This window comes from Achromobacter sp. 1L-A-4-B-C2 (assembly GCF_057291955.1).
Genome location: NZ_JBXAWP010000001.1, coordinates 320,920 through 339,216 on the forward strand (window position 1 = coordinate 320,920; position 18,297 = coordinate 339,216).

The 18,297-nt window shown below is 64.9% G+C and carries 18 protein-coding genes; 13 read left to right on the forward strand and 5 right to left on the reverse strand.

Annotated elements, in window-relative coordinates:
• Nucleotides 1-58: 58 nt before the first annotated feature.
• The gene (kynU, locus tag AC0Z35_RS01545) at nt 59-1,309 is read right to left on the reverse strand and encodes a kynureninase (protein ID WP_485131534.1); all 1,251 of its coding nucleotides are present in this window, start codon (nt 1,307-1,309) and stop codon (nt 59-61) included.
• A gap of 138 nt (nt 1,310-1,447) precedes the next feature.
• Between kynU and AC0Z35_RS01550 the strand changes: the two genes are divergently transcribed.
• Nucleotides 1,448-1,921, forward strand: coding sequence for an Lrp/AsnC family transcriptional regulator (locus AC0Z35_RS01550; protein ID WP_120156789.1), 474 nt, complete (start codon nt 1,448-1,450; stop codon nt 1,919-1,921).
• Here the strand turns inward: AC0Z35_RS01550 and trhA are convergent.
• Together trhA and AC0Z35_RS01560 are read right to left on the reverse strand one after the other, a co-directional pair.
• Nucleotides 1,918-2,547 (reverse strand): PAQR family membrane homeostasis protein TrhA, encoded by a 630-nt coding sequence (gene trhA / locus AC0Z35_RS01555; protein ID WP_485131533.1) that lies wholly within the window; start codon nt 2,545-2,547, stop codon nt 1,918-1,920. The genes AC0Z35_RS01550 and trhA overlap by 4 nt on opposite strands.
• Before the next feature lie 187 nt (nt 2,548-2,734).
• Nucleotides 2,735-3,781, reverse strand: a complete 1,047-nt coding sequence (locus AC0Z35_RS01560; RefSeq protein WP_046805170.1) for a P1 family peptidase — start codon at nt 3,779-3,781, stop codon at nt 2,735-2,737.
• A 233-nt stretch (nt 3,782-4,014) separates the two neighbouring features.
• Between AC0Z35_RS01560 and AC0Z35_RS01565 the strand changes: the two genes are divergently transcribed.
• From AC0Z35_RS01565 to AC0Z35_RS01575, 3 genes are all read left to right on the forward strand, one after another.
• A complete protein-coding gene (locus tag AC0Z35_RS01565; protein ID WP_046805169.1) occupies nt 4,015-4,797 on the forward strand; it encodes an amino acid ABC transporter substrate-binding protein in 783 nt (260 codons plus the stop codon).
• 84 nt (nt 4,798-4,881) lie between these two features.
• Nucleotides 4,882-5,562, forward strand: a complete 681-nt coding sequence (locus AC0Z35_RS01570; protein ID WP_039884473.1) for an ABC transporter permease subunit — start codon at nt 4,882-4,884, stop codon at nt 5,560-5,562.
• Entirely contained in the window at nt 5,559-6,314 is a 756-nt protein-coding gene (locus tag AC0Z35_RS01575; RefSeq protein WP_046805168.1) for an amino acid ABC transporter ATP-binding protein, read from the forward strand. The genes AC0Z35_RS01570 and AC0Z35_RS01575 overlap by 4 nt, the downstream gene beginning before the upstream one ends.
• A 149-nt stretch (nt 6,315-6,463) precedes the next feature.
• Here AC0Z35_RS01575 and AC0Z35_RS01580 read toward each other — a convergent pair whose 3' ends face one another.
• The gene (locus AC0Z35_RS01580) at nt 6,464-7,144 is read right to left on the reverse strand and encodes a peptidoglycan DD-metalloendopeptidase family protein (RefSeq protein WP_046805167.1); all 681 of its coding nucleotides are present in this window, start codon (nt 7,142-7,144) and stop codon (nt 6,464-6,466) included.
• 319 nt (nt 7,145-7,463) lie between these two features.
• Between AC0Z35_RS01580 and AC0Z35_RS01585 the strand changes: the two genes are divergently transcribed.
• The 9 genes from AC0Z35_RS01585 (at nt 7,464) to cyoD (ending at nt 15,410) form a co-directional block, all read left to right on the forward strand.
• The gene (locus AC0Z35_RS01585; protein WP_319301484.1) at nt 7,464-7,892 is read left to right on the forward strand and encodes a DUF2946 family protein; all 429 of its coding nucleotides are present in this window, start codon (nt 7,464-7,466) and stop codon (nt 7,890-7,892) included.
• A gap of 64 nt (nt 7,893-7,956) precedes the next feature.
• Entirely contained in the window at nt 7,957-8,658 is a 702-nt protein-coding gene (locus tag AC0Z35_RS01590) for an SCO family protein (RefSeq protein ID WP_485131532.1), read from the forward strand.
• Nucleotides 8,659-8,733: 75 nt separating this feature from the next.
• Nucleotides 8,734-9,285, forward strand: a complete 552-nt coding sequence (locus tag AC0Z35_RS01595; RefSeq protein WP_485131531.1) for a copper chaperone PCu(A)C — start codon at nt 8,734-8,736, stop codon at nt 9,283-9,285.
• A gap of 252 nt (nt 9,286-9,537) precedes the next feature.
• Entirely contained in the window at nt 9,538-10,740 is a 1,203-nt protein-coding gene (locus tag AC0Z35_RS01600; RefSeq protein WP_104145612.1) for an ATP-binding protein, read from the forward strand.
• 4 nt (nt 10,741-10,744) lie between these two features.
• Entirely contained in the window at nt 10,745-11,296 is a 552-nt protein-coding gene (locus AC0Z35_RS01605; protein WP_043544500.1) for a response regulator transcription factor, read from the forward strand.
• Between the two features lie 258 nt (nt 11,297-11,554).
• Nucleotides 11,555-12,463: a ubiquinol oxidase subunit II gene (cyoA, locus tag AC0Z35_RS01610; RefSeq protein WP_046805243.1), complete on the forward strand. Its 909-nt coding sequence runs from the start codon at nt 11,555-11,557 to the stop codon at nt 12,461-12,463.
• A 2-nt stretch (nt 12,464-12,465) separates the two neighbouring features.
• Nucleotides 12,466-14,442 (forward strand): cytochrome o ubiquinol oxidase subunit I, encoded by a 1,977-nt coding sequence (cyoB, locus tag AC0Z35_RS01615; protein ID WP_046805163.1) that lies wholly within the window; start codon nt 12,466-12,468, stop codon nt 14,440-14,442.
• Between the two features lie 3 nt (nt 14,443-14,445).
• A complete protein-coding gene (gene cyoC, locus AC0Z35_RS01620; protein ID WP_485131530.1) occupies nt 14,446-15,060 on the forward strand; it encodes a cytochrome o ubiquinol oxidase subunit III in 615 nt (204 codons plus the stop codon).
• Nucleotides 15,060-15,410, forward strand: a complete 351-nt coding sequence (gene cyoD / locus AC0Z35_RS01625) for a cytochrome o ubiquinol oxidase subunit IV (protein WP_485131529.1) — start codon at nt 15,060-15,062, stop codon at nt 15,408-15,410. The genes cyoC and cyoD overlap by 1 nt, the downstream gene beginning before the upstream one ends.
• A gap of 145 nt (nt 15,411-15,555) precedes the next feature.
• Here the strand turns inward: cyoD and AC0Z35_RS01630 are convergent, their stop codons facing one another.
• Complete coding sequence (locus AC0Z35_RS01630; RefSeq protein WP_485131528.1) at nt 15,556-18,078, reverse strand: ankyrin repeat domain-containing protein; 2,523 nt, start codon at nt 18,076-18,078, stop codon at nt 15,556-15,558.
• Between the last annotated feature and the right edge of the window lie 219 nt (nt 18,079-18,297).

Consider the following 18,297-nt stretch of genomic DNA (forward strand, 5'->3'; position numbering starts at 1 on the left):
TTTATCGGCGGGGCCGGCGTTGCGCCGGCCCCGCAAGGTCGGGCACGCTCTATGGCGTTCAGGTCACGGTCGAACGTTGCTGGTATTCCGGCTTGTCCCAGGCGCGGGTGTCGAGCATGTCTTTCAGGATGTCCACCGCGTCCCACACGTCGGCATAGCCGAAGTACAGCGGCGTCAGGCCGAAACGCAGGACCTCGGGTTCGCGGTAATCGCCGATCAGGCCGCGCGCGATCAGCGCCTGCATGACTTCGTAGCCGTTGGGATGCAGGAAGCTGACGTGGCTGCCGCGCAGCGCGTGATCGCGCGGGGTGACGAGCTTGAGCGGATGGGCGGCGCAGCGTTCTTCGACCAGCTTGATGAACAGGTCGCCCAATGCCAGCGACTTTTCGCGCACCTGCGCCATGTCGGCCGCCTTGGCCACGTCCAGGCCGCATTCCACCAGGGACAACGACACGATCGGCTGCGTGCCGCACAGGTAGCGGCGGATGCCGCCGGCCGGTTCGTAGGCCACGGCCATGTCGAACGGGCGCGTGTGGCCCCACCAGCCGGACAGCGGCTGCCAGAAGTCCTGGGTGTGGCGCGGCGCCACCCAGATGAAGGCCGGAGAACCCGGGCCGCCGTTCAGGTACTTATAGGTGCAGCCAACGGCGAAGTCGGCATTGGCGCCGTTCAGGTCCACCGGCACCGCGCCGGCGGCATGGGCCAGGTCCCAGATGGTCAGCGCGCCGCGCTGGTGCGCCAGCGCGGTCACGCTGGCCATGTCGTGCATCTGGCCGCTGCGGTAGTTCACGTGCGACAGCAGCATCACGGCAACCGAGTCGTCCAGCGCCTTGTCCAGCGGCAGGTCGGCGTCGATCAGGCGCATTTCATAGCCCTGCTCAAGCAGGTCGATCATGCCCTGGATCATGTACAGGTCGGTGGGGAAATTGTCGCGCTCGGACAGGATGACGCGGCGCGACGGCTGCTTTTGCTGCTGGATGCGCAGCGCGGCGGCCAGCGCCTTGAAGATGTTCAGCGAGGTGGTGTCGGTAACGACCAGTTCGCCTTCGCGCGCGCCCAGCAGGCTGCCCAGCTTGTCGCCCAGGCGCACGGGCAGTTCAAACCAGCCGGCGGTGTTCCAGCTGCGGATCAGGTCTTTGCCCCATTCCTGGGTGATGACGCCGGCGGCGCGGGCGGCAGCGCCCTTGGGCATGACGCCCAGCGAGTTGCCGTCCATGTAGAGCACGCCGGGCGGCAGCTCGAAGCGGTCTTTCAGGGGGGCCAGGGGGTCTTTCCGGTCTGCGGCGACGCAGTCTTCGCGAGTCGTCATGCGATGCTCCTTCGGGCAATATGCTGGGAACAGGATAGCAGCGCGGTGGTGCCGAAAAATTGCAAACCCGGGCGTGGCTTACCCTAGAATTCCGCATTAAATTGCACGCATAGCCCGTTTTTAGAATTGGATTGCACCATGCACCTAGACGCCATTGACCAGCGCATCCTGTACCGTTTGCAAGAGAACGGCCAGCTCAGCAACCAGGACCTGGCCGAGCAGGTGGCGCTGTCGCCGTCGGCCTGCCTGCGCCGCGTGCGCGCGCTGGAAGAAGGCGGTTTCATCCGCAACTACCGCGCGGTGCTGGATGCCGACAAGCTGGGGTTCGAGCTTGAAGCCATTGTCCATGTGTCGCTGGACCAGTCGCGCCCCGGGTGGCACGAGGCCTTTCTGGCCGGCATCGCGGCGCATGACGAGATCACGGAAGCCAGCATCGTGACGGGCGCGTCCAACTACATCTTGTTGGTGCGCACGCGCAATCTGGCGGCGTTTTCGCAGTTTGTCGAAGACAAGCTGAGCAAGATCGCCGGGGTGCGCGACCTGTGTTCGCATATCGTCATGCGCAAGGTCAAAGACCGGGGCGGCATGCTGCCGCTGGCGGCGTGGCGCTAGGCCGCCCCAAACTTCAGAAAGCCGAATACCGTAACGAAATGGCAGGCCGAGCCGCCCATGACGAACAAGTGCCAGATGCCGTGGGCATGACGCCAGCGCTTGTCATTGACGTAGAACAGCGTGCCGACGGTGTAAGCAGCCGCCCCCGCGAGCAACCAGGCCAGGCCCGCTGACGACAAGGCGCCCGCGATGGGCGCGGCAAAAATCACGCCCAGCCAGCCCATGGCCAGGTATAGCGGCAAGGCCGGCGCCGCCCCGCGCGCCCACCATAGCTCGCGGCTGATGCCCACGGCGGCCAGCAGCCAGATCGCCACCCCCATGGCCGCGCCCCAGGCATGCTGCACCGGCCCGAACGCCAGCGGCGTGTAAGTGCCGGCAATCAACAGATAGATGGCGCAATGATCGGCCTTGGCCCAGCGCGCCTTGTAGCGGCCGCGCGTGCAGTGATACAGCACCGACGACGCATAGACCGCGATCATCGACGCCGCGAATACCGCGCTGCTGATGACCTGCCGCGCGTCCACCTTCAATTCGGTGGCGCGCGAAATCAGCGCGCCGGATGCCGCCACCGCCAGCGCCAGGCCCGCCAGATGCGTGGCGCCATTGAATCGTTCGCCTTTGTACATGGGTGTCCTCTCGCAACGCCGAACCCGCATCAGCGCCCCGTCATGATCGACCCGCGATGTGACAGATTGACGTCACCGGGGTCGGGCAGCGGACAGCGAGTAGCCGGCCACGGACGGCGAACAGCGGACAGCAGGCCACGGACAGCGGCCGGGCCGGCCACGCCGGCCGGCGCCATGCGGGCAACCATCAAGCGACGAAGTCCACGGCGGCGGGAAACCCTTCAACGGCACGCGCCGCCAGGATGGCGCGCTGCACGGCGATGGCCATGGCCTCGGCGGCCATGACGCCCAGCAGCATCACGTTGCCGGGCTTGCCGGACGTGCCGGTGCCCAGTGCGAAGATCGTGTCGCCATCCAGCATGGTGTGGATCGGGTTGATGCTGCGGGCCAGGCCGTCATGCGCCATGCCCGCGATTTTCTGCGCCTGCGCCTTGGTCAGCGTGGCGTCGGTGGCCACCACGCCGATGGTGGTGGCCGTGCCGGGGCGCATGGATCGCGGCAAGTCGCCGGCCAGGATGGCCGCCCGCGTATCCAGCAGCTGTTTGCCGTCGGCCGTGCGCGCGCCCGCCAGGATGCGGCCGGTGGCCGGGTCCAGCACGTCGCCCACCGCATTGACCGCCACGATGGCGCCCACGGTCACGCCCGCTACTGTCAGCGACGCGCTGCCCAGCCCGCCCTTCATGGCGCGCTGCGGCCCGTACAACTTGCCGACGGTGGCGCCCGCGCCCGCGCCGACGTTGCCTTCTTCGGGCGCCTCGGTGGACGCCGATTTGCACGCCTGGTAGCCCGCCGCCGCATCCGGCCGTATCGAGGCGTCGCCCACGCCCAGGTCAAACAGAATGGCCGACGGCACAATCGGCACATGGGCCACGCCCACGTCGAAGCCGATCTTCTTTTCTTCCAGATAGCGCATCACGCCGGAGGCCGCATCCAGGCCGAAGGCGCTGCCGCCGGACAGCACGATGGCATGTACTTTTTCCACCATGTTGACGGGATTGAGCAGGTCGGTTTCGCGAGTACCCGGCGCGGCGCCCCGCACATCGACCCCGCCCGTGGCGCCCGCCTCGGCAATGATGACCGTGCAGCCGGTGGGGCGGCGCGTGTCGGTGTAGTGACCCACGCGCAGGCCCGCGACGTCGGTGATGCTGCCCGACCCGGGCATCCGCGCCGAAGTCTTCGCGCCCTGCGCCTGCACGCCCCCGGCAAATGCCGCCGCGCCCGCGGCCGCCGCCATGAATGCCCGCCTGTTCCATCGCTGTTGCACGCCGATCTCCGTTCAGATACCGATAGCTGGAAAAATGCCGACCGCTGACGGGCGATCGGACACCTGTTAATGACTCGTGGCTATATTTTTACTATTCCTTATGCTTTGTGGAAAAATAGACGCGTTGCTAGAGTGCGGCTACGACGGAGGGCATACAACTTGCGGTGCCCTCCCCAATGACACCGATCTTCCGGAGCATTGCCATGAAACTCTTCCGCTCACTGTTCATCGCCGGCCTTATCCAGGCCGCCGCCTTGGCCCCCGCCCACGCCCAATCCGGCCTGGACCAGATCAAGTCCGCGGGCACCTTCAAGATTGGCACCGAAGGCACCTACGCCCCGTTCACCTTCCACGATGCATCGGGGCAGCTTACCGGTTTTGACGTGGACATTGGGCGCGCCATCGCCGAACGCCTGGGGGTGAAGGCGCAGTTTGTGGAAGGCAAATGGGACGGCCTGATCGCGGGCCTGGACGCCAAGCGCTATGACGCGGTGATCAATCAGGTGGGCATCACCGATGCGCGCAAAGCAAAATACGACTTTTCCGATCCGTACATCTCGTCGGCCGCCGTGCTGATCGTGCGCGACGACAACACCACCATCAAGTCGTTCGACGACCTGAAGGGCAAGAAGTCCGCCAACACGCTGACCAGCAATTTCGGCAAACTGGCGCAAAGCCATGGCGCGCAAGTGGTGGCGGTGCAAGGCTTTAACGAAGCCATCGACCTGTTGACCTCGGGCCGCGTGGAAGCCACCGTTAACGACAACCTGTCGTTCCTGGACTTCAAGAAGCAAAAGCCGAACGCCAAGGTCAAGATCGCGGCCACCGACAAGACCGCCGAATTCAGCAATTCAGGCGTGCTGATCCGCAAGGGCAACCCCGAGCTGCAAGCCGCCATCAACAAGGCGCTGGCGGACATCAAGGCCGACGGCACCTACAAGACCATTTCGGTCAAATACTTCGGCACGGACCTGTCGGCGCAGTAAGCCGCGCGCACGCTCATGACGCTACCTACCTGGCTACAGGCGGTGATGCCGGATTGGCTGCTGGCGCAGATCGGATCCTGGACCGTGCCCGCCTGGGTGCAGCTGATGGCCGATTCGTTCTGGCCGTTGCTGCATGCCGGGCTGGTGTTCACCGTTCCGCTGACCTTGATGTCGTTCGCGCTGGGCCTGGCGCTGGCCTTCGTGGTGGCGTTGATCCGCCTGTTCGGGCCCGCGCCGCTGGTGGCGCTGGTGCGCTTTTATGTCTGGCTGATCCGGGGCACGCCGCTGTTGGTGCAGTTGTTCGTCATCTTCTACGGCCTGCCCAGCGTGGGCATCGTGCTGGACCCCTTGCCCGCCGCGCTGATCGGCTTCACGCTGAACGTGGGCGCGTACAACTCCGAAGTGATACGCGGCGCTATTGAATCCATCACCAAGGGCCAATGGGAAGCCGCGTATTCGCTAAGCATGACGCGCGGCCAGGCACTGCGCCGCACGATCCTGCCGCAGGCCGCGCGCGTGGCGGTGCCGCCGCTGTCGAACTCGTTCATTGCGCTGGTCAAGGACACGTCGCTGGCGGCGGTGCTGACCGTGCCCGAGATTTTTCAGGCAGCGCAGCGCATCGCGGCGGTCACCTATGAACCGTTGATCCTGTACACCGAAGCCGCGCTGATCTACCTGGTGTTCAGTTCCGTGTTGTCGGCCGCGCAGGTTCGGCTGGAGCGGCGCTTCGGCCAGCATGCGGTGTTTTCCGAGAAGACGCGATGATACGGCTGCAAAAGATCGAAAAAGCATTTGGCGGCAATCCGGTGCTCAAAGCGGTGGACGTGTCCATCGCCGAAGGCAGCGTGACCGCGCTGATCGGCCCGTCCGGCAGCGGCAAGAGCACGCTGCTGCGCTGCGTGAATCTGCTGGAAGTGCCGGACCGAGGCACGCTCACCCTGGGGCCGGAAACGGTGCAGTTCGAGCCGGGCGTGAAGCTGGCGCGCGACCAGGTGCAACGCGTGCGCAAGCAGACCGGCATGGTGTTCCAGAACTTTCAGCTGTTTCCGCACCAGACGGTGATCGGCAATGTGATGGAAGGTCTGCTGACAGTACAGAAGTGGCCGCTGGACAAGGCCCGCGCCCGCGCCGAAGAACTGCTGAAAAAAGTGGGCATGGCCGAAAAGGCCGACGCGTGGCCGGCCAATTTATCGGGTGGGCAACAGCAACGCGTAGCGATTGCACGCGCCCTGGCGCCAGCGCCGCGCGTGTTGCTGTGCGACGAGCCCACATCCGCGCTGGACCCGGGCCTGGCGGCCGAAGTCGTGGACGTGTTGCGGCAGCTGGCTGCCGAGGGCATGACGATGTTGATGGCCACGCACGACCTGCGCCTGGCGGCCAGCGTATCGCGCGAGGTGGTGTTTCTGCTGGATGGCGTGGTGGTTGAAGCAGGCGAATCCCGCACGATCTTCTCGCGCCCCGAAGACCCGCGCACCGCCACGTTCATTTCCACGCTGACACAGGACGCCGGCGCGTAGAAGGCGGCGCTCGGCCAGCGGCGCGCGGCTAGCGGCGCGCGGCTAGCGGCGGACGGCTAGCAGGTGTACGGCTGGCAGAGTTGCGGCGATCAGACGCAAGGCCGCCCGAAATACGGGCGGGTCCCGCCCTTCGCCGTCGCCCTGATCCACTATCGCGGAGGCAGATTCCCCGCCGGGTCCACCGCCTGGCCGTCGTAGCGCAGTTCAAAGTACAGCCCGACCTGCTTGCTGTCGCTATTGCCCATTTCGGCAATCTTCTGCCCCTGCTTCACGCTTTGCCCTTCCTTGACCAGCAGCTTGCTGTTGTGCGCGTAGATGCTCAGGAAGCTGGCGTTGTGCTTGACGATCACCAGATGCCCGTAGCCCCGCAAGCCGCTGCCCGAATACGCAACGGTGCCACCCGCCGCCGCCACCACGGGCGTACCCGAGGAATTTGAAATCACGATGCCGTTCGAGCCGCCGCCGTCATAGCCGCGCGTGACCTTGCCCTGCGCCGGCCACACCAGCGAAATTGCCCCCGGTGGCGCCGTGCGGCGTTTGCCGCCCGATGGGGAAGACCGCGACGTGGACGCCGGCTTCGATGCCGACTTGCTGGGCGTGGACGTGCGCGCCTGCCCGGCCGGAGGCTCGACGCGCAGCACTTGTCCGACTTCGATGTTGTTGGAATTGGACAGGCTGTTCCAGCGCACCAGATTGCTGACGGAGGTGCCCTGCTTGCGCGCGATCTGCGTCAGCGTGTCGCCCGATTGCACGCGGTAGTAGCCCGGCTGGACCTTGGTGGTGCCGCAGGCCGACAACAGCGCAGCCAGCAGCACAACACACAGGCCCATCCATATACGGTTGCGCGACCACGTTCGCGTGGCGCGCGCAGAAGGCGGCGAGGCGGTCGCAAGAACGGGCACGGACAGAGTCGGGGCGGACAAGGAAAGCACTGAAACCTGGGGCACTGAGGTAGGGGTTCAACAGGGTTTGAGGGTCGGGATGGCGCAACTGCGTTCAAGGGTACCAAGATTTTTAAACGGCCGGTGGCGGCGCTATGGTGCAGAGGGCACCGTGGTCGCGGGCGGGCACATCCCCATGCCCTGGCGCGCTCGGCCAAGCGCCCGCCGCATCCGATGATCCCCGCAGCCATCGACTAGAATGCCCGCTATGTCCGAAATGTCCCGCCTCTTACGCTTCTCGGGCGCCACGCGCGCCCGGGTTGTGTTGTGGCTGGCGCTTTTGGCGCTGACGCTGCGCGCGTTGGTGCCCACCGGGTACATGCCGGACACGCGCGCCTTGCACGAAGGCCGCTTCGAAGTCACGTTCTGCTCCGCAGCAGGCGAGCTGTCCACGCTGGACCTCAAACTGGAATCGCCGGGCAACGACGGCTCGGCGCGGCACGACGCCACTGAGACCGGCGCGCAATGTCCCTTCGGCCTGCTGGCGCACGTGGCGCCCGCGCCCACGCCCACCGTATCCCCAATCGTCGTGCCCACGGGCCGCCCGGCCCCGCCCGCGATTGCGTACCGGGCGCTGCCCCCGCTGGCCGCGCACGGCCCGCCGCTAGGGTCGCGCGCCCCACCCTCGCTGGTCTGATCCCGCCTGGTTCGCGCGGCTAATTGCCGCGCGCCCCGCCGACACGACCATCTTCGAGGTTTACATGCGTTTCCCCTTCTCGCGCGCGCCCCATGGCGCGGCGCCTTCTGTTGCGCTCTCTGTTGCATCTCCCGGCACATCCGGCCTCGCGGCCGCCGACGCGTCCTCTCGCCACCTCGGCCAGGCCCCCGACTCCCGCCGTCGCCTGCTGCTGTCTTGCCTGCCCCTTGCGGCCTTGACCCTGGCCGGCTGCGGGCCGGACGCCCCCAAGCTGCTGGGCATGGACCTGTCCGGCATGCCAACGGGCGACTTCCAATTGCAGGACGTCAACGGCCAATCGCGCACCCTGGCCGACTACCGCGGCCACCCCATCCTGCTGTTCTTCGGCTTTACCCAATGCCCCGACATCTGCCCCACGGCGCTGACCCGCGCCCTGGAGATCAAGGAACTGCTGGGCGCCGACGCCGACAAGCTGCGCGTGCTGTTCATCACCGTGGACCCGGAACGCGACACGCCAGAAATTCTGGGCGCATACACCAGCGCCTTCGACCCCGGCTTTGTGGGCCTGCGCGGCACCGCCGAACAGACGCGCGCCGCCGCCCAGTCCTTCAAGGTGTTCTATCAGAAGGTGCCGACCGGCTCGTCCTACACCATGGACCACACAGCGCTGACCTATGTGATTGACGCCAAGGGCAAGCTGCGTATCGCCCTGCGCCATGCGCAGTCCGCCGCCGAATGCGTGCAAGACCTGCGCACGGTGCTGTAAGGCCGCGCTTCGCAAGACGACCCCGGTTGGAAAGCCGGGAAATCTATATAAATTCTTAAAAGAAGAGACCCCATCATGAAGAACTTTTCGCTTCGCACGTTTGCCACCGCCCTGTCCCTTTCCGTGCTGGCCGGCGTTGCCGCCACCGCCCATGCCGCCGACGCCAGCAAGGCGACCGGCGCCACCAATGCCACCAATGCCACCAACGCGACAAGCAACGCCCCCGTAAAAGTCGAAGACGCCTGGGTGCGCGCCACCGTGCCCAACCAGCACGCCACGGGCGTCTTCATGCGCCTGACCTCGCCCGAGGCCGGCCGCCTGATCGCCGTGGAGTCGGACGCCGCCAAGCACGTGGAAGTGCACGAAATGGCAATGCAGGACGACGTCATGAAAATGCGCCAGGTCCCCGCCATCGCCTTGCCCGCCGGCCAGCCGGTGGAACTGAAGCCCGGCGGCTATCACGTCATGCTCATCGACCTGGCCCGCCAGATCACCCCCGGCGACCACATCGACGTGACCCTGATCGTGGAAGACGCCAAGCAGCAACAACACCGCGTGCCGGTGTCGGTTGAGGCCCGCGCGCTGAACGCCAAGGCCGGCGAGGCGCCCGCCAAGCACGGCCACTGAGGCGCCACGCACGGCGATTGACGCTCTATATATAGCGGTACGGACGACGCCCGGTTTTATTGGGGACGCACATGCCACCCCGCCGTCAGCGTCGGCCGCTGAATCGCCATACAATGCCAGCACATCCACCGTCGGCGCCTGTCTCCAGGGCCGGCGGCAGCCGGCTTTCTACGCCGCGCGCCGGATGCCTGCGTTCCGCGCCGCCGGGCGCTTGACCCGCCGGCGGGCCCGCCGGCAACTCTGTGTCTGGATATGCCCGGTAGTTCCGCCTTTTCATTCCTGCGTACCCTTTGCAGCCTGCGCTGGCTCGCCATCGCAGGCCAAGCCGCCACCATCCTGCTGGCCAGCAGCGTGCTGGGCCTTGCCCTGCCGCTGGAGCCCCTGTGGATCGGCGTCGGTGTCCTGATCGGCTTTAACGCCTACGCCAGCCTGCGGCTGCGCCATCCCCGCGACCTGTCCCACGCCACGGCGTTCGGCCATTTGCTGGTGGACATGGCCGCGCTGTCCTGGATGATCGGCTGGAGCGGCGGCATCAGCAATCCGTTCGGCATGATGTTCCTGATCCTGACCGCGCTGGCGGCCCTGGCGCTGCCGCGCAACTGGGCATTGGCCGCGGCGCTGGCGGGTATTTCAGGCTATGCGGCGGCGGCCATCTTCGGCCAGCCCCTGCGCGGCGACGTCGATACGCACACCCTGCTGCTGTGGGGCCTGGGCGCCAACTTCCTGATTTCGGTGGTGGTCGTGCTGGTGTTTTCCACCCGCCTGGCTTCCGACCTGCGCGCCCGCGAGCGCGAGCTGGCCCGCCTGCGTGAACGCTTCACGCGCAACGAAGGCATTGTGGCCCTGGCCACCCACGCCGCCGCCATGGCCCACGAACTGAACACTCCGCTGGCCACCATGACCCTGCTGGCCGACGAAATCGCCGCCGAGGTCAAGGACGACGACCTGCGCGAAGACGTGTCCACCCTGAGTCAATTACTGGCCCTTTGCCGGGAACGCATCCGCAATCTGGCTGTCCCAACCGCCGTGGACCTGGTGCGCGTGGTGGGTCAATGGCGGCTGATCCGTCCGACGATCGACCTGAACCGTTCGGGCTCGTTGCCCCCCAGCCTGCGGGTGGACCCGGCGATTGCTCACCTGTTGCAGGCGCTGTTGAACAACGCGGCGGACGCCGGCGAGGCCGCCGACACGCCGCGCGTGGATTTGCATCTGGAATATGGCTATGGCGCCCTGCGTGGCGAAGTGCGGGATTACGGCCGGGGCTTCGACCCCGACCAGACCCTGCTGCCCGCAACCAGCCTGTTCAACAGCGGCAAGCCGGGAGGGTTGGGCGTCGGCCTGGCCCTGTCGCATGCCACCGTGGAACAGCTGGGTGGCGAAATGACCATGACCGCCGCCGTTGGGGGAGGCACCCGCATCCGCTTTTACCTGCCCCTGGGCAACCCCGGAACTTGAAGTGATGAACCCTACCGACCTTGGCCTTCTGATCGACGACGACGAGTTGTACGTGCGCACCTTGCAGCGCAGCCTGTCGCGTCGCGGCCTGGAAACCCGAACCGCCACCGGCATCGCCGAGGCCCTGCGCGTGGCCGAGGAAATCCGCCCGGCCTTCGCGCTGGTGGACCTGCGCCTGGGCGAGGACTCCGGCCTGACGCTGATCCGCCCCTTGCGCGCGCTGCGGCCCGACATGCGCATCCTGCTGGTCACCGGTTACGCCAGCGTGGCCACCGCCGTCGAGGCCATCAAGCGCGGCGCGGACGACTACCTGCCCAAGCCCGCCACCGCGCCGATGATCCTGCGCACGCTGGGTTTGGTGAAGCCAGAATCCGTTACGATCGAAACGACCATGACACCGTTGCACCGCCTAGAATGGGAGCACATCCATCAGGCCCTGCACGAAACCGGCGGCAACGTTTCGGCTGCGGCGCGCCTCTTGGGCATGCACCGCCGGTCGCTCCAGCGCAAGCTGGCAAAAAAACCAGGGCCGGAACGCGAAGTCCTCGTCGACTGATTTGTGCGGGTGCGACACATCTTTACAACACCTCATGTGCGGGTGCGACATATCGTCGCACCCCCTGCATCCCCTCCGGGACGACTGCGCCCCTAGGAAAACCCTGAATCTGGCCCCTTCGGGACAGATTCCTCCCAGGCAATGCGACCATGTGTCGCATGCTTGATGGATATCAAGCCGATAGGATGGACGTTGCTGCTTGGCAGCATTCCAGTCTGCTGCTTTGCAGCATTTCCCACCTTCCATCCAAGGCTGTACGTGAAACACCCCCTCCTTGCGACCCTTACGCGCATTTTTGGCGTCGGCGCGGTCATGCTGCTTGGCGGCTGCAACATGGAAATCCTCTCCCCCAAGGGAGATATTGGCGCCCAAGAAAAGACTTTGCTGTTCACGGCGACCGGGCTGATGCTCATCGTTGTGATTCCAGTACTGTTCATGATTGTGGCTTTTGCCTGGAAATACCGCGCATCCAATACCAAAGCCGACTACCAGCCCAAGTGGGCCCATTCCACGGCGATTGAAGTCGTAGTCTGGACCGTTCCTTGTATCATCGTGGCGATTCTTGCCGTGATCACCTGGCGCTCCACGCACGCGCTGGACCCTTACAAGCCGCTCGTATCCGAACACAAGCCCGTCACCATCGAGGTGGTGTCGCTGGATTGGAAGTGGCTGTTCATCTACCCCGACTACGACATCGCCACGGTCAACGAGATCGCGTTCCCCGTGGACGTTCCGGTCAACTTCCGCATCACGTCGGCCTCGGTGATGAATTCGTTCTTCATTCCCCAGCTGGGTAGCCAGATCTACTCGATGGCCGGCATGGAAACGAAGTTGCACCTGAACGCGCGCGAAGCCGGTACGTACGCCGGCATCTCGGCCAACTACAGCGGCGCCGGTTTCTCCGGCATGCGCTTCAAGGCCATCGCCACGTCGCAAGAAGGGTTCGACAACTGGGTCAAGGAAGCCAAGGCTTCGCCCACGGCCCTGACCCCCGAGGTTTATGCCGAGCTGACCAAGCGCAGCGAACGCAACCCGGTGGTCAAGTATTCGTCGGCGCCTCCCGCCATGTTTGATTTCGTCTTGGGCAGCACGATGTCCAAGATGGCCGGTGTGGACTCCGCCACGTGCACGTCCACGTCGAACAATCTGATCGCAGGAATTAACTAACAATGCTCGGGAAACTCACCCTCGAGGCCATTCCGTACCATGAACCTATCGTCATGGTTACGCTGGCCGCCGTGTGCCTGGGAGGCCTAGCGGTCTTCGGCGCCATCACTTACTTCGGCAAGTGGAAGTACCTCTGGACGGAATGGTTGACCTCCGTCGACCACAAGCGCATCGGCGTGATGTACATCATCGTCGCGCTGATCATGTTGTTGCGCGGCTTTGCCGACGCCATCATGATGCGTACGCAGCTGGCGGTAGCCTCCGCCGACTCGGCCGGCTTCCTGCCACCGCACCACTACGACCAGATTTTCACCGCCCACGGCGTCATCATGATTTTCTTCATGGCGATGCCCTTCATTACCGGGCTGATGAACATCGTGGTGCCGTTGCAGATCGGCGCCCGCGACGTGGCCTACCCGTTCCTGAACTCGCTGAGCTTCTGGCTGTTCGGCGCCGGCGTCGCGCTGATGATGATCTCGCTGTTCGTGGGCGAATTCGCCGCGACCGGCTGGCTTGCCTATCCGCCGCTGTCAGGGCTCGATTACAGCCCAAGCGTCGGGGTGGACTACTACATCTGGGCGCTCCAGATATCCGGGTTGGGCACCACGCTTAGCGGTATCAACTTCATCGTGACCATCCTGCGCATGCGCGCACCGGGCATGAGCCTGATGAAGATGCCGATTTTCACGTGGACCTCGCTGGTCACCAACGTGCTGATCGTCGCCGCCTTCCCCGTCCTGGCCGCCACGCTGGCGCTCTTGACGATGGACCGCTACCTGGGCACGCACTTCTTCACGAACGACATGGGCGGCAACGTCATGATGTACGTGAACCTGATCTGGATCTGGGGTCACCCCGAGGTCTACATCCTGGTGCTGCCGGCGTTTGGCGTGTATTCGGAAGTGGTTGCCACCTTTGCCCGCAAGACGCTGTTCGGCTACAAGTCCATGGTCTACGCCACGGCCGCCATCGGCGTGCTGTCGTTCCTGGTCTGGCTGCACCACTTCTTCACCATGGGTGCGGGGGCCAACGTCAATGCCTTCTTCGGCATTGCGACAATGATTATCTCGATCCCGACGGGCGCGAAGATTTTCAACTGGCTGTTCACCATCTACCGCGGCCGCCTGCGCATCACGACGCCGGTGCTGTGGACGCTGGGCTTCATGATCGTCTTCGTCATCGGCGGCATGACCGGCGTGATGCTGGCCATCCCCGGCGTGTCCTTCGTGCTGCACAACAGCTTGTTCCTGATCGCCCACTTCCACAACACCATCATCGGTGGCGTGGTGTTCGGTTGTATCGCGGGCATGACCTACTGGTTCCCGAAGGCGTTCGGCTTCACGCTGAACGAGCGCCTGGGCCGCTACTCGTTCTACTGCTGGTTCGTCGGTTTCTTCATGGCCTTCATGCCCCTGTACATCCTGGGCTTCAAGGGCATGACGCGTCGCCTGAACCACTACGACAACCCGGAATGGCAGCCGTACCTGCTGGTCGCGCTGGCTGGCGCCGCGCTGATCATGCTGGGCATCTGGTTCCTGTTGCAGCAAGTGTTCGTGTCGGTACGCCAACGCAAGCAAAACCAGGATGTCACTGGCGATCCCTGGGATGGCCGCACCCTGGAATGGTCGATTTCGTCGCCCGCTCCTTTCTACAACTTTGCCCACGTTCCTCACGTTGATGAGCTGGACCAGTTCTGGGAAGACAAGCAAAGCGGCAAGGCCTACAAGCGCCCGGCCAAGTACGAAGACATCCACATGCCGAAGAACACCGGCGCGGGCGTCTACATCGGCTTGTTCGGTCTGGTCATGTGCTTTGCGCTGATCTGGCACATCTGGTGGCTCGCCGCCGCTGGTTTCGTCGGCATGATCGGTTCGTTCATCGCCCGTGCCTACGACCGCGACGTCGATTACTGGGTCCCGGCCGCGGAAGTCGAACGCATCGAAAACGCTCACTTTGACAAAATGCAAAAGGCCGCCTGAGCCATGATTCAAGCCGTAGCCACTCACCCCCACGCGGGTCACGACGATCACGCGCATCATGACGATGGATCCAAGACCGTTTTCGGTTTCTGGGTCTATCTGATGAGCGACTTGCTGATCTTTTCGGTGCTGTTCGCCACGTTCGCGGTGTTGTCCAACGCCACCGCGGGCGGCCCCACGGGCAAGGAATTGTTCGACCTGAAGTTCGTGCTGGTCGAAACGCTGTTGCTGTTGTTCTCCAGCTTCACCTTCGGCATGGCCAACCTGAACGTGCACGCCAACAACAAGTCCCGCGCAATGGGCTGGTTGATGGTCACGTTCGTGTTCGGCGCGGGCTTTATCGCGATGGAAGTCTGGGAATTCCATCACCTGATCACGGAAGGCGCCGGCCCGGGCCGCAGCGCTTACCTGTCGGCGTTCTTCACGCTGATCGGTACGCACGGCCTGCACGTCACCTTCGGCCTGATCTGGATCATCGTCCTGCTGGACATGATCCGCCGCCATGGCCTGGACTCGATCAACAAGCGTCGTCTGGCGTGCCTGAGCTTGTTCTGGCACTTCCTGGACATCGTCTGGATCTGCGTCTTCACCTTCGTCTATCTCATGGGAGCCATCTGATGTCGCACTCCGCTGCGGCCGCACACGGCCACGACGATCACGCCGCCGACCAAGGCAGCCTGAAGTCCTACATCATCGGTTTCGTGCTTTCGTTGCTGCTCACCTTCGGCTCGTTCGGCCTGGTGATGCACGGCGCGCTGTCGCACACCATCACCATCGTCGGCGTCGTTGCCCTGTGCGTGCTCCAGTTGCTGGTGCAACTGGTGTACTTCCTGCACATGGGCGCGTCGAAGTCGGCACGCGACAACCTGGCCGCGTTCGTCTTCACCGTGATGATCATCGCCATCATCGTCGGCGGGTCGGCATGGGTGCTGTACAACATGAACGTCAACATGGGCCACGCCATGTAAGGACGGTTTGCCGATGACGCTGCCCGTCAGCGTTCACGCAAAAAAAGCAGGCGCCTTCGGGCGCCTGTTTTGTTTTGAAAGTGCGGTGTGGAAAATGCAGACCGGCGGCGGCAGCGCCCTGGCTACCGAGGCTCGGGCGCCCTGGCTACCGGGGTTGGGGCGCCTTTACCGCCAGCGTCACGTTGGCGCGCGCGGCCAGGTCGCGGGCGCTGATTCCCACGAACGGCTGTACGCGCGACGTCTGGTTCAAGTCGCAACTGGCCGCGCCTTGCGCCCCTTCCAAGACCTGCCGCACCGCGCGTGCACCCGTCGGGCTGATCGGGCCGCTATTGCCCAGCTGCCACGCCAGCACATCGGCCACCGCCATGCCGCAGCGCCACTGGGTGCGATACAGGCCGGCGTCGTGGTCCATCAGCATCCTGGCCTTGGCCTCGTTGCCTGCGCGCAGCATGATGACCAGCGGCAGCGCATCGGCATCCGCAACGCCATCGATGCGCGTGTTCGGGTCGCTTCTGTCCGACGCGTCGGCGCCCTTTTCCAGCCATTGTTGATACAGGTCGTCAGGCAGCCAGGGCAGCCCAAGCGGCGCGATGTTGTTGTTGGCGATGCCCGTGGCGTCATCGGGGCGCGTCAACGGCACGCCGGCGGCCAGCAAGCGGTCAGCGGTGGCGCGCAGCTTGGCGCGCTGGCCGTCCCAGTCGGGGCTGTTCTGCTTGATGGCCGCGCGGATCTCCAGTTGATTCCACACGCCCAACAGGCGCGACAGCGGCTCCGGCGTCAGTGCTTGATACGGCGGCTTGGCCGCTGGCGCCAGCTGGTCGACCAGCGTCGGCTGCATCGTGCGCGCGGCCAGCGCCAGCGCCTCGTCCATGCCGTTGCGATCCGGCGTCTTGTTGGCGCTGTAGCCGCCCACGGCCGGGTCCGCCCCGTGCGCCAGCGCAAAGCGCAACCGTTCAGGAATCGGATACACCACCGTCGGGGTGACCTCGCCGCTGATAGCGTCGCGCAGCGCTTCCAGCAAGGGCGTTTCCCACATACCGCGATTGCCGTAGTACATGCGCACATAGGCCGCGTTGATGTCGGCGCCCTTGGCCAGCAGCGCCTCGGCAAACCACAAGGTCTTGGGGCTTTGCATCGCGGCGTGCAGCACCGACCGGCCGCTTTTGTCGCGCGCGTTCGGGTTGGCGCCCTTGGCCAGCAGGTAGCTAAGCGTTTCCTTGTCTTCGCTGGAATACGACACGCGGCGCATCAGCAATGGCATGCCGCTGGAGTCGGGCACATCCAGCGGCGCGCCCGCCGCGATCAGCGCGTCGGCCAGCGCATAGCGCTGCTCGGCCGGGCGGGTGTCGCGGGCGTCGGGCAACGCGGACGCCAGCAGGACATAGCCATTGTTCGGCCCATCGGCACGCGCCCCCGCCGCCAGCAGCGCCCGCACAATGTCCAGCTGCTTTTGCGAGACGGCCACCGCCAGCGCGGACCGGCCGTGTTCGTTCTCGCCGTTCGGGTCCTGGCCGGCCGCCAATTCGGCGCGCACCGCGTCCAGATCTTCGGCCTGGATCGCCTTGAAGATCGCCAGGCGGGGCCGGCAGCTCTTTGCGTCAAGCGGCGCCGTTTCCTTCAGCGCCGCGCTGATGCGGGCGGCGATGTTGGCGGGAATGGCGTCGTTGGCCGCCAACCGGCGCGAGCAATACAGGCGGTAGTCCTCGCGCGCAAGCGCTTCGAAATAGTCGCGCCGGTCGCGCGCTTTGGTGCTTTGTTTCCAGCGCGCATCGGCACGGTTCAGATAGGCCGCCGTGCGCGCCGGATCACGCCGCAAGACCTCGGACAAAATGCGATCGGCCTGTTCGGTGTCGCCGGATTCGGCCAGCCAGAAACCGTAGTCGTTCAGCGCCGTCAGCATCTCGGCGTCTTCATTGTTGGGGTCGATTTCGCGGGGGTCCTGTTCCATGACAAAACGGCGCAGGTCGGCCAACGCGCGGTTGAACTCCGCCGTCTTGGCGCGCGGGATGGCGCGCGCCACTTGATGCAGTGTGCGAAACGTAGCGGTCACGTCCACCGGCGCGCGGTATTCAAACCGCAGGTCGGCCGGAAACGCCTTCATGCGTACGGGATAGTCGGTCAGGGCGGGCCGCAGCGTGGCCAGGGCCTGCGCGCGGCGTTCGTCTGTCCAGGGGCGGTCGGCCGTTACCACGGCCAGCCTGGCATCGGCCTGCACCGACGCGGCCACGCCGCTTGCATCGACCAGGAAGCCCTGGGCTTGCGAGTCGTCATCACCGTTATAGGACACGCCTACCCAGTACAGGGTTTCCGCGTTGCGCGGTGACCGGACCACCACGTTTTCCTGTCGCGATGCGCTCCATCTGGATGGATCGATCACCAGCGGCTGGGACCGAAATTCCAGGCTGAATGTCTTGGCGTCCGGCCGCAAATACCGATACAGATAGAGCCGGTTTTCCATCTGCCCGACCAGTACCGCGTCCTTTACGTTTTCTGTTCCCCAGACGCGGCGTTCCGGGTCGCGCAGCGGATAGCGCGACAGGCGCACGGCGTCGATGACCGCGCCGATGTCGTAGGCAGCGGCCGGTGGCGGCGCTGCCGACAGGCCCGCCAGCGCGATCAGGACGGCGCCAAACAATCGGGAAACAGCGGGACGGAAGCGGCTCGGCATGCTAGGGGAAACCCGGAAAGTGCAAGGACGCCGATGATACTCGCGAGTGCCACTTTGCCTCTGGGCAAGTGCGTCTTATTGATCACTTGGCGTCTGCACCGTTCGGGTATGTCCTGAGACCATTTTGTCCACAATATCGCCGGGCTGTCATGGCTTTCGATATATATTTCGCAACATAACGACTTCATTAACATCAGAATTACTTTAGCGATTACCGCT

Bases quoted from the DNA above. Each gene is read 5' to 3' on its own strand.
- AC0Z35_RS01605 (WP_043544500.1), top strand. From the start codon at position 10,745: ATGAACCCTACCGACCTTGGCCTTCTGATCGACGACGACGAGTTGTAC.
- cyoC (WP_485131530.1), top strand. From the start codon at position 14,446: ATGATTCAAGCCGTAGCCACTCACCCCCACGCGGGTCACGACGATCAC.
- AC0Z35_RS01575 (WP_046805168.1), top strand. From the start codon at position 5,559: ATGATACGGCTGCAAAAGATCGAAAAAGCATTTGGCGGCAATCCGGTG.
- AC0Z35_RS01565 (WP_046805169.1), top strand. From the start codon at position 4,015: ATGAAACTCTTCCGCTCACTGTTCATCGCCGGCCTTATCCAGGCCGCC.
- AC0Z35_RS01600 (WP_104145612.1), top strand. From the start codon at position 9,538: ATGCCCGGTAGTTCCGCCTTTTCATTCCTGCGTACCCTTTGCAGCCTG.
- cyoD (WP_485131529.1), top strand. From the start codon at position 15,060: ATGTCGCACTCCGCTGCGGCCGCACACGGCCACGACGATCACGCCGCC.
- kynU (WP_485131534.1), bottom strand. From the start codon at position 1,309: ATGACGACTCGCGAAGACTGCGTCGCCGCAGACCGGAAAGACCCCCTG.
- cyoB (WP_046805163.1), top strand. From the start codon at position 12,466: ATGCTCGGGAAACTCACCCTCGAGGCCATTCCGTACCATGAACCTATC.
- trhA (WP_485131533.1), bottom strand. From the start codon at position 2,547: ATGTACAAAGGCGAACGATTCAATGGCGCCACGCATCTGGCGGGCCTG.
- AC0Z35_RS01580 (WP_046805167.1), bottom strand. From the start codon at position 7,144: ATGGGCCTGTGTGTTGTGCTGCTGGCTGCGCTGTTGTCGGCCTGCGGC.
- AC0Z35_RS01630 (WP_485131528.1), bottom strand. From the start codon at position 18,078: ATGCCGAGCCGCTTCCGTCCCGCTGTTTCCCGATTGTTTGGCGCCGTC.
- AC0Z35_RS01595 (WP_485131531.1), top strand. From the start codon at position 8,734: ATGAAGAACTTTTCGCTTCGCACGTTTGCCACCGCCCTGTCCCTTTCC.
- AC0Z35_RS01550 (WP_120156789.1), top strand. From the start codon at position 1,448: ATGCACCTAGACGCCATTGACCAGCGCATCCTGTACCGTTTGCAAGAG.
- AC0Z35_RS01560 (WP_046805170.1), bottom strand. From the start codon at position 3,781: ATGGCGGCGGCCGCGGGCGCGGCGGCATTTGCCGGGGGCGTGCAGGCG.
- AC0Z35_RS01590 (WP_485131532.1), top strand. From the start codon at position 7,957: ATGCGTTTCCCCTTCTCGCGCGCGCCCCATGGCGCGGCGCCTTCTGTT.
- AC0Z35_RS01585 (WP_319301484.1), top strand. From the start codon at position 7,464: ATGTCCGAAATGTCCCGCCTCTTACGCTTCTCGGGCGCCACGCGCGCC.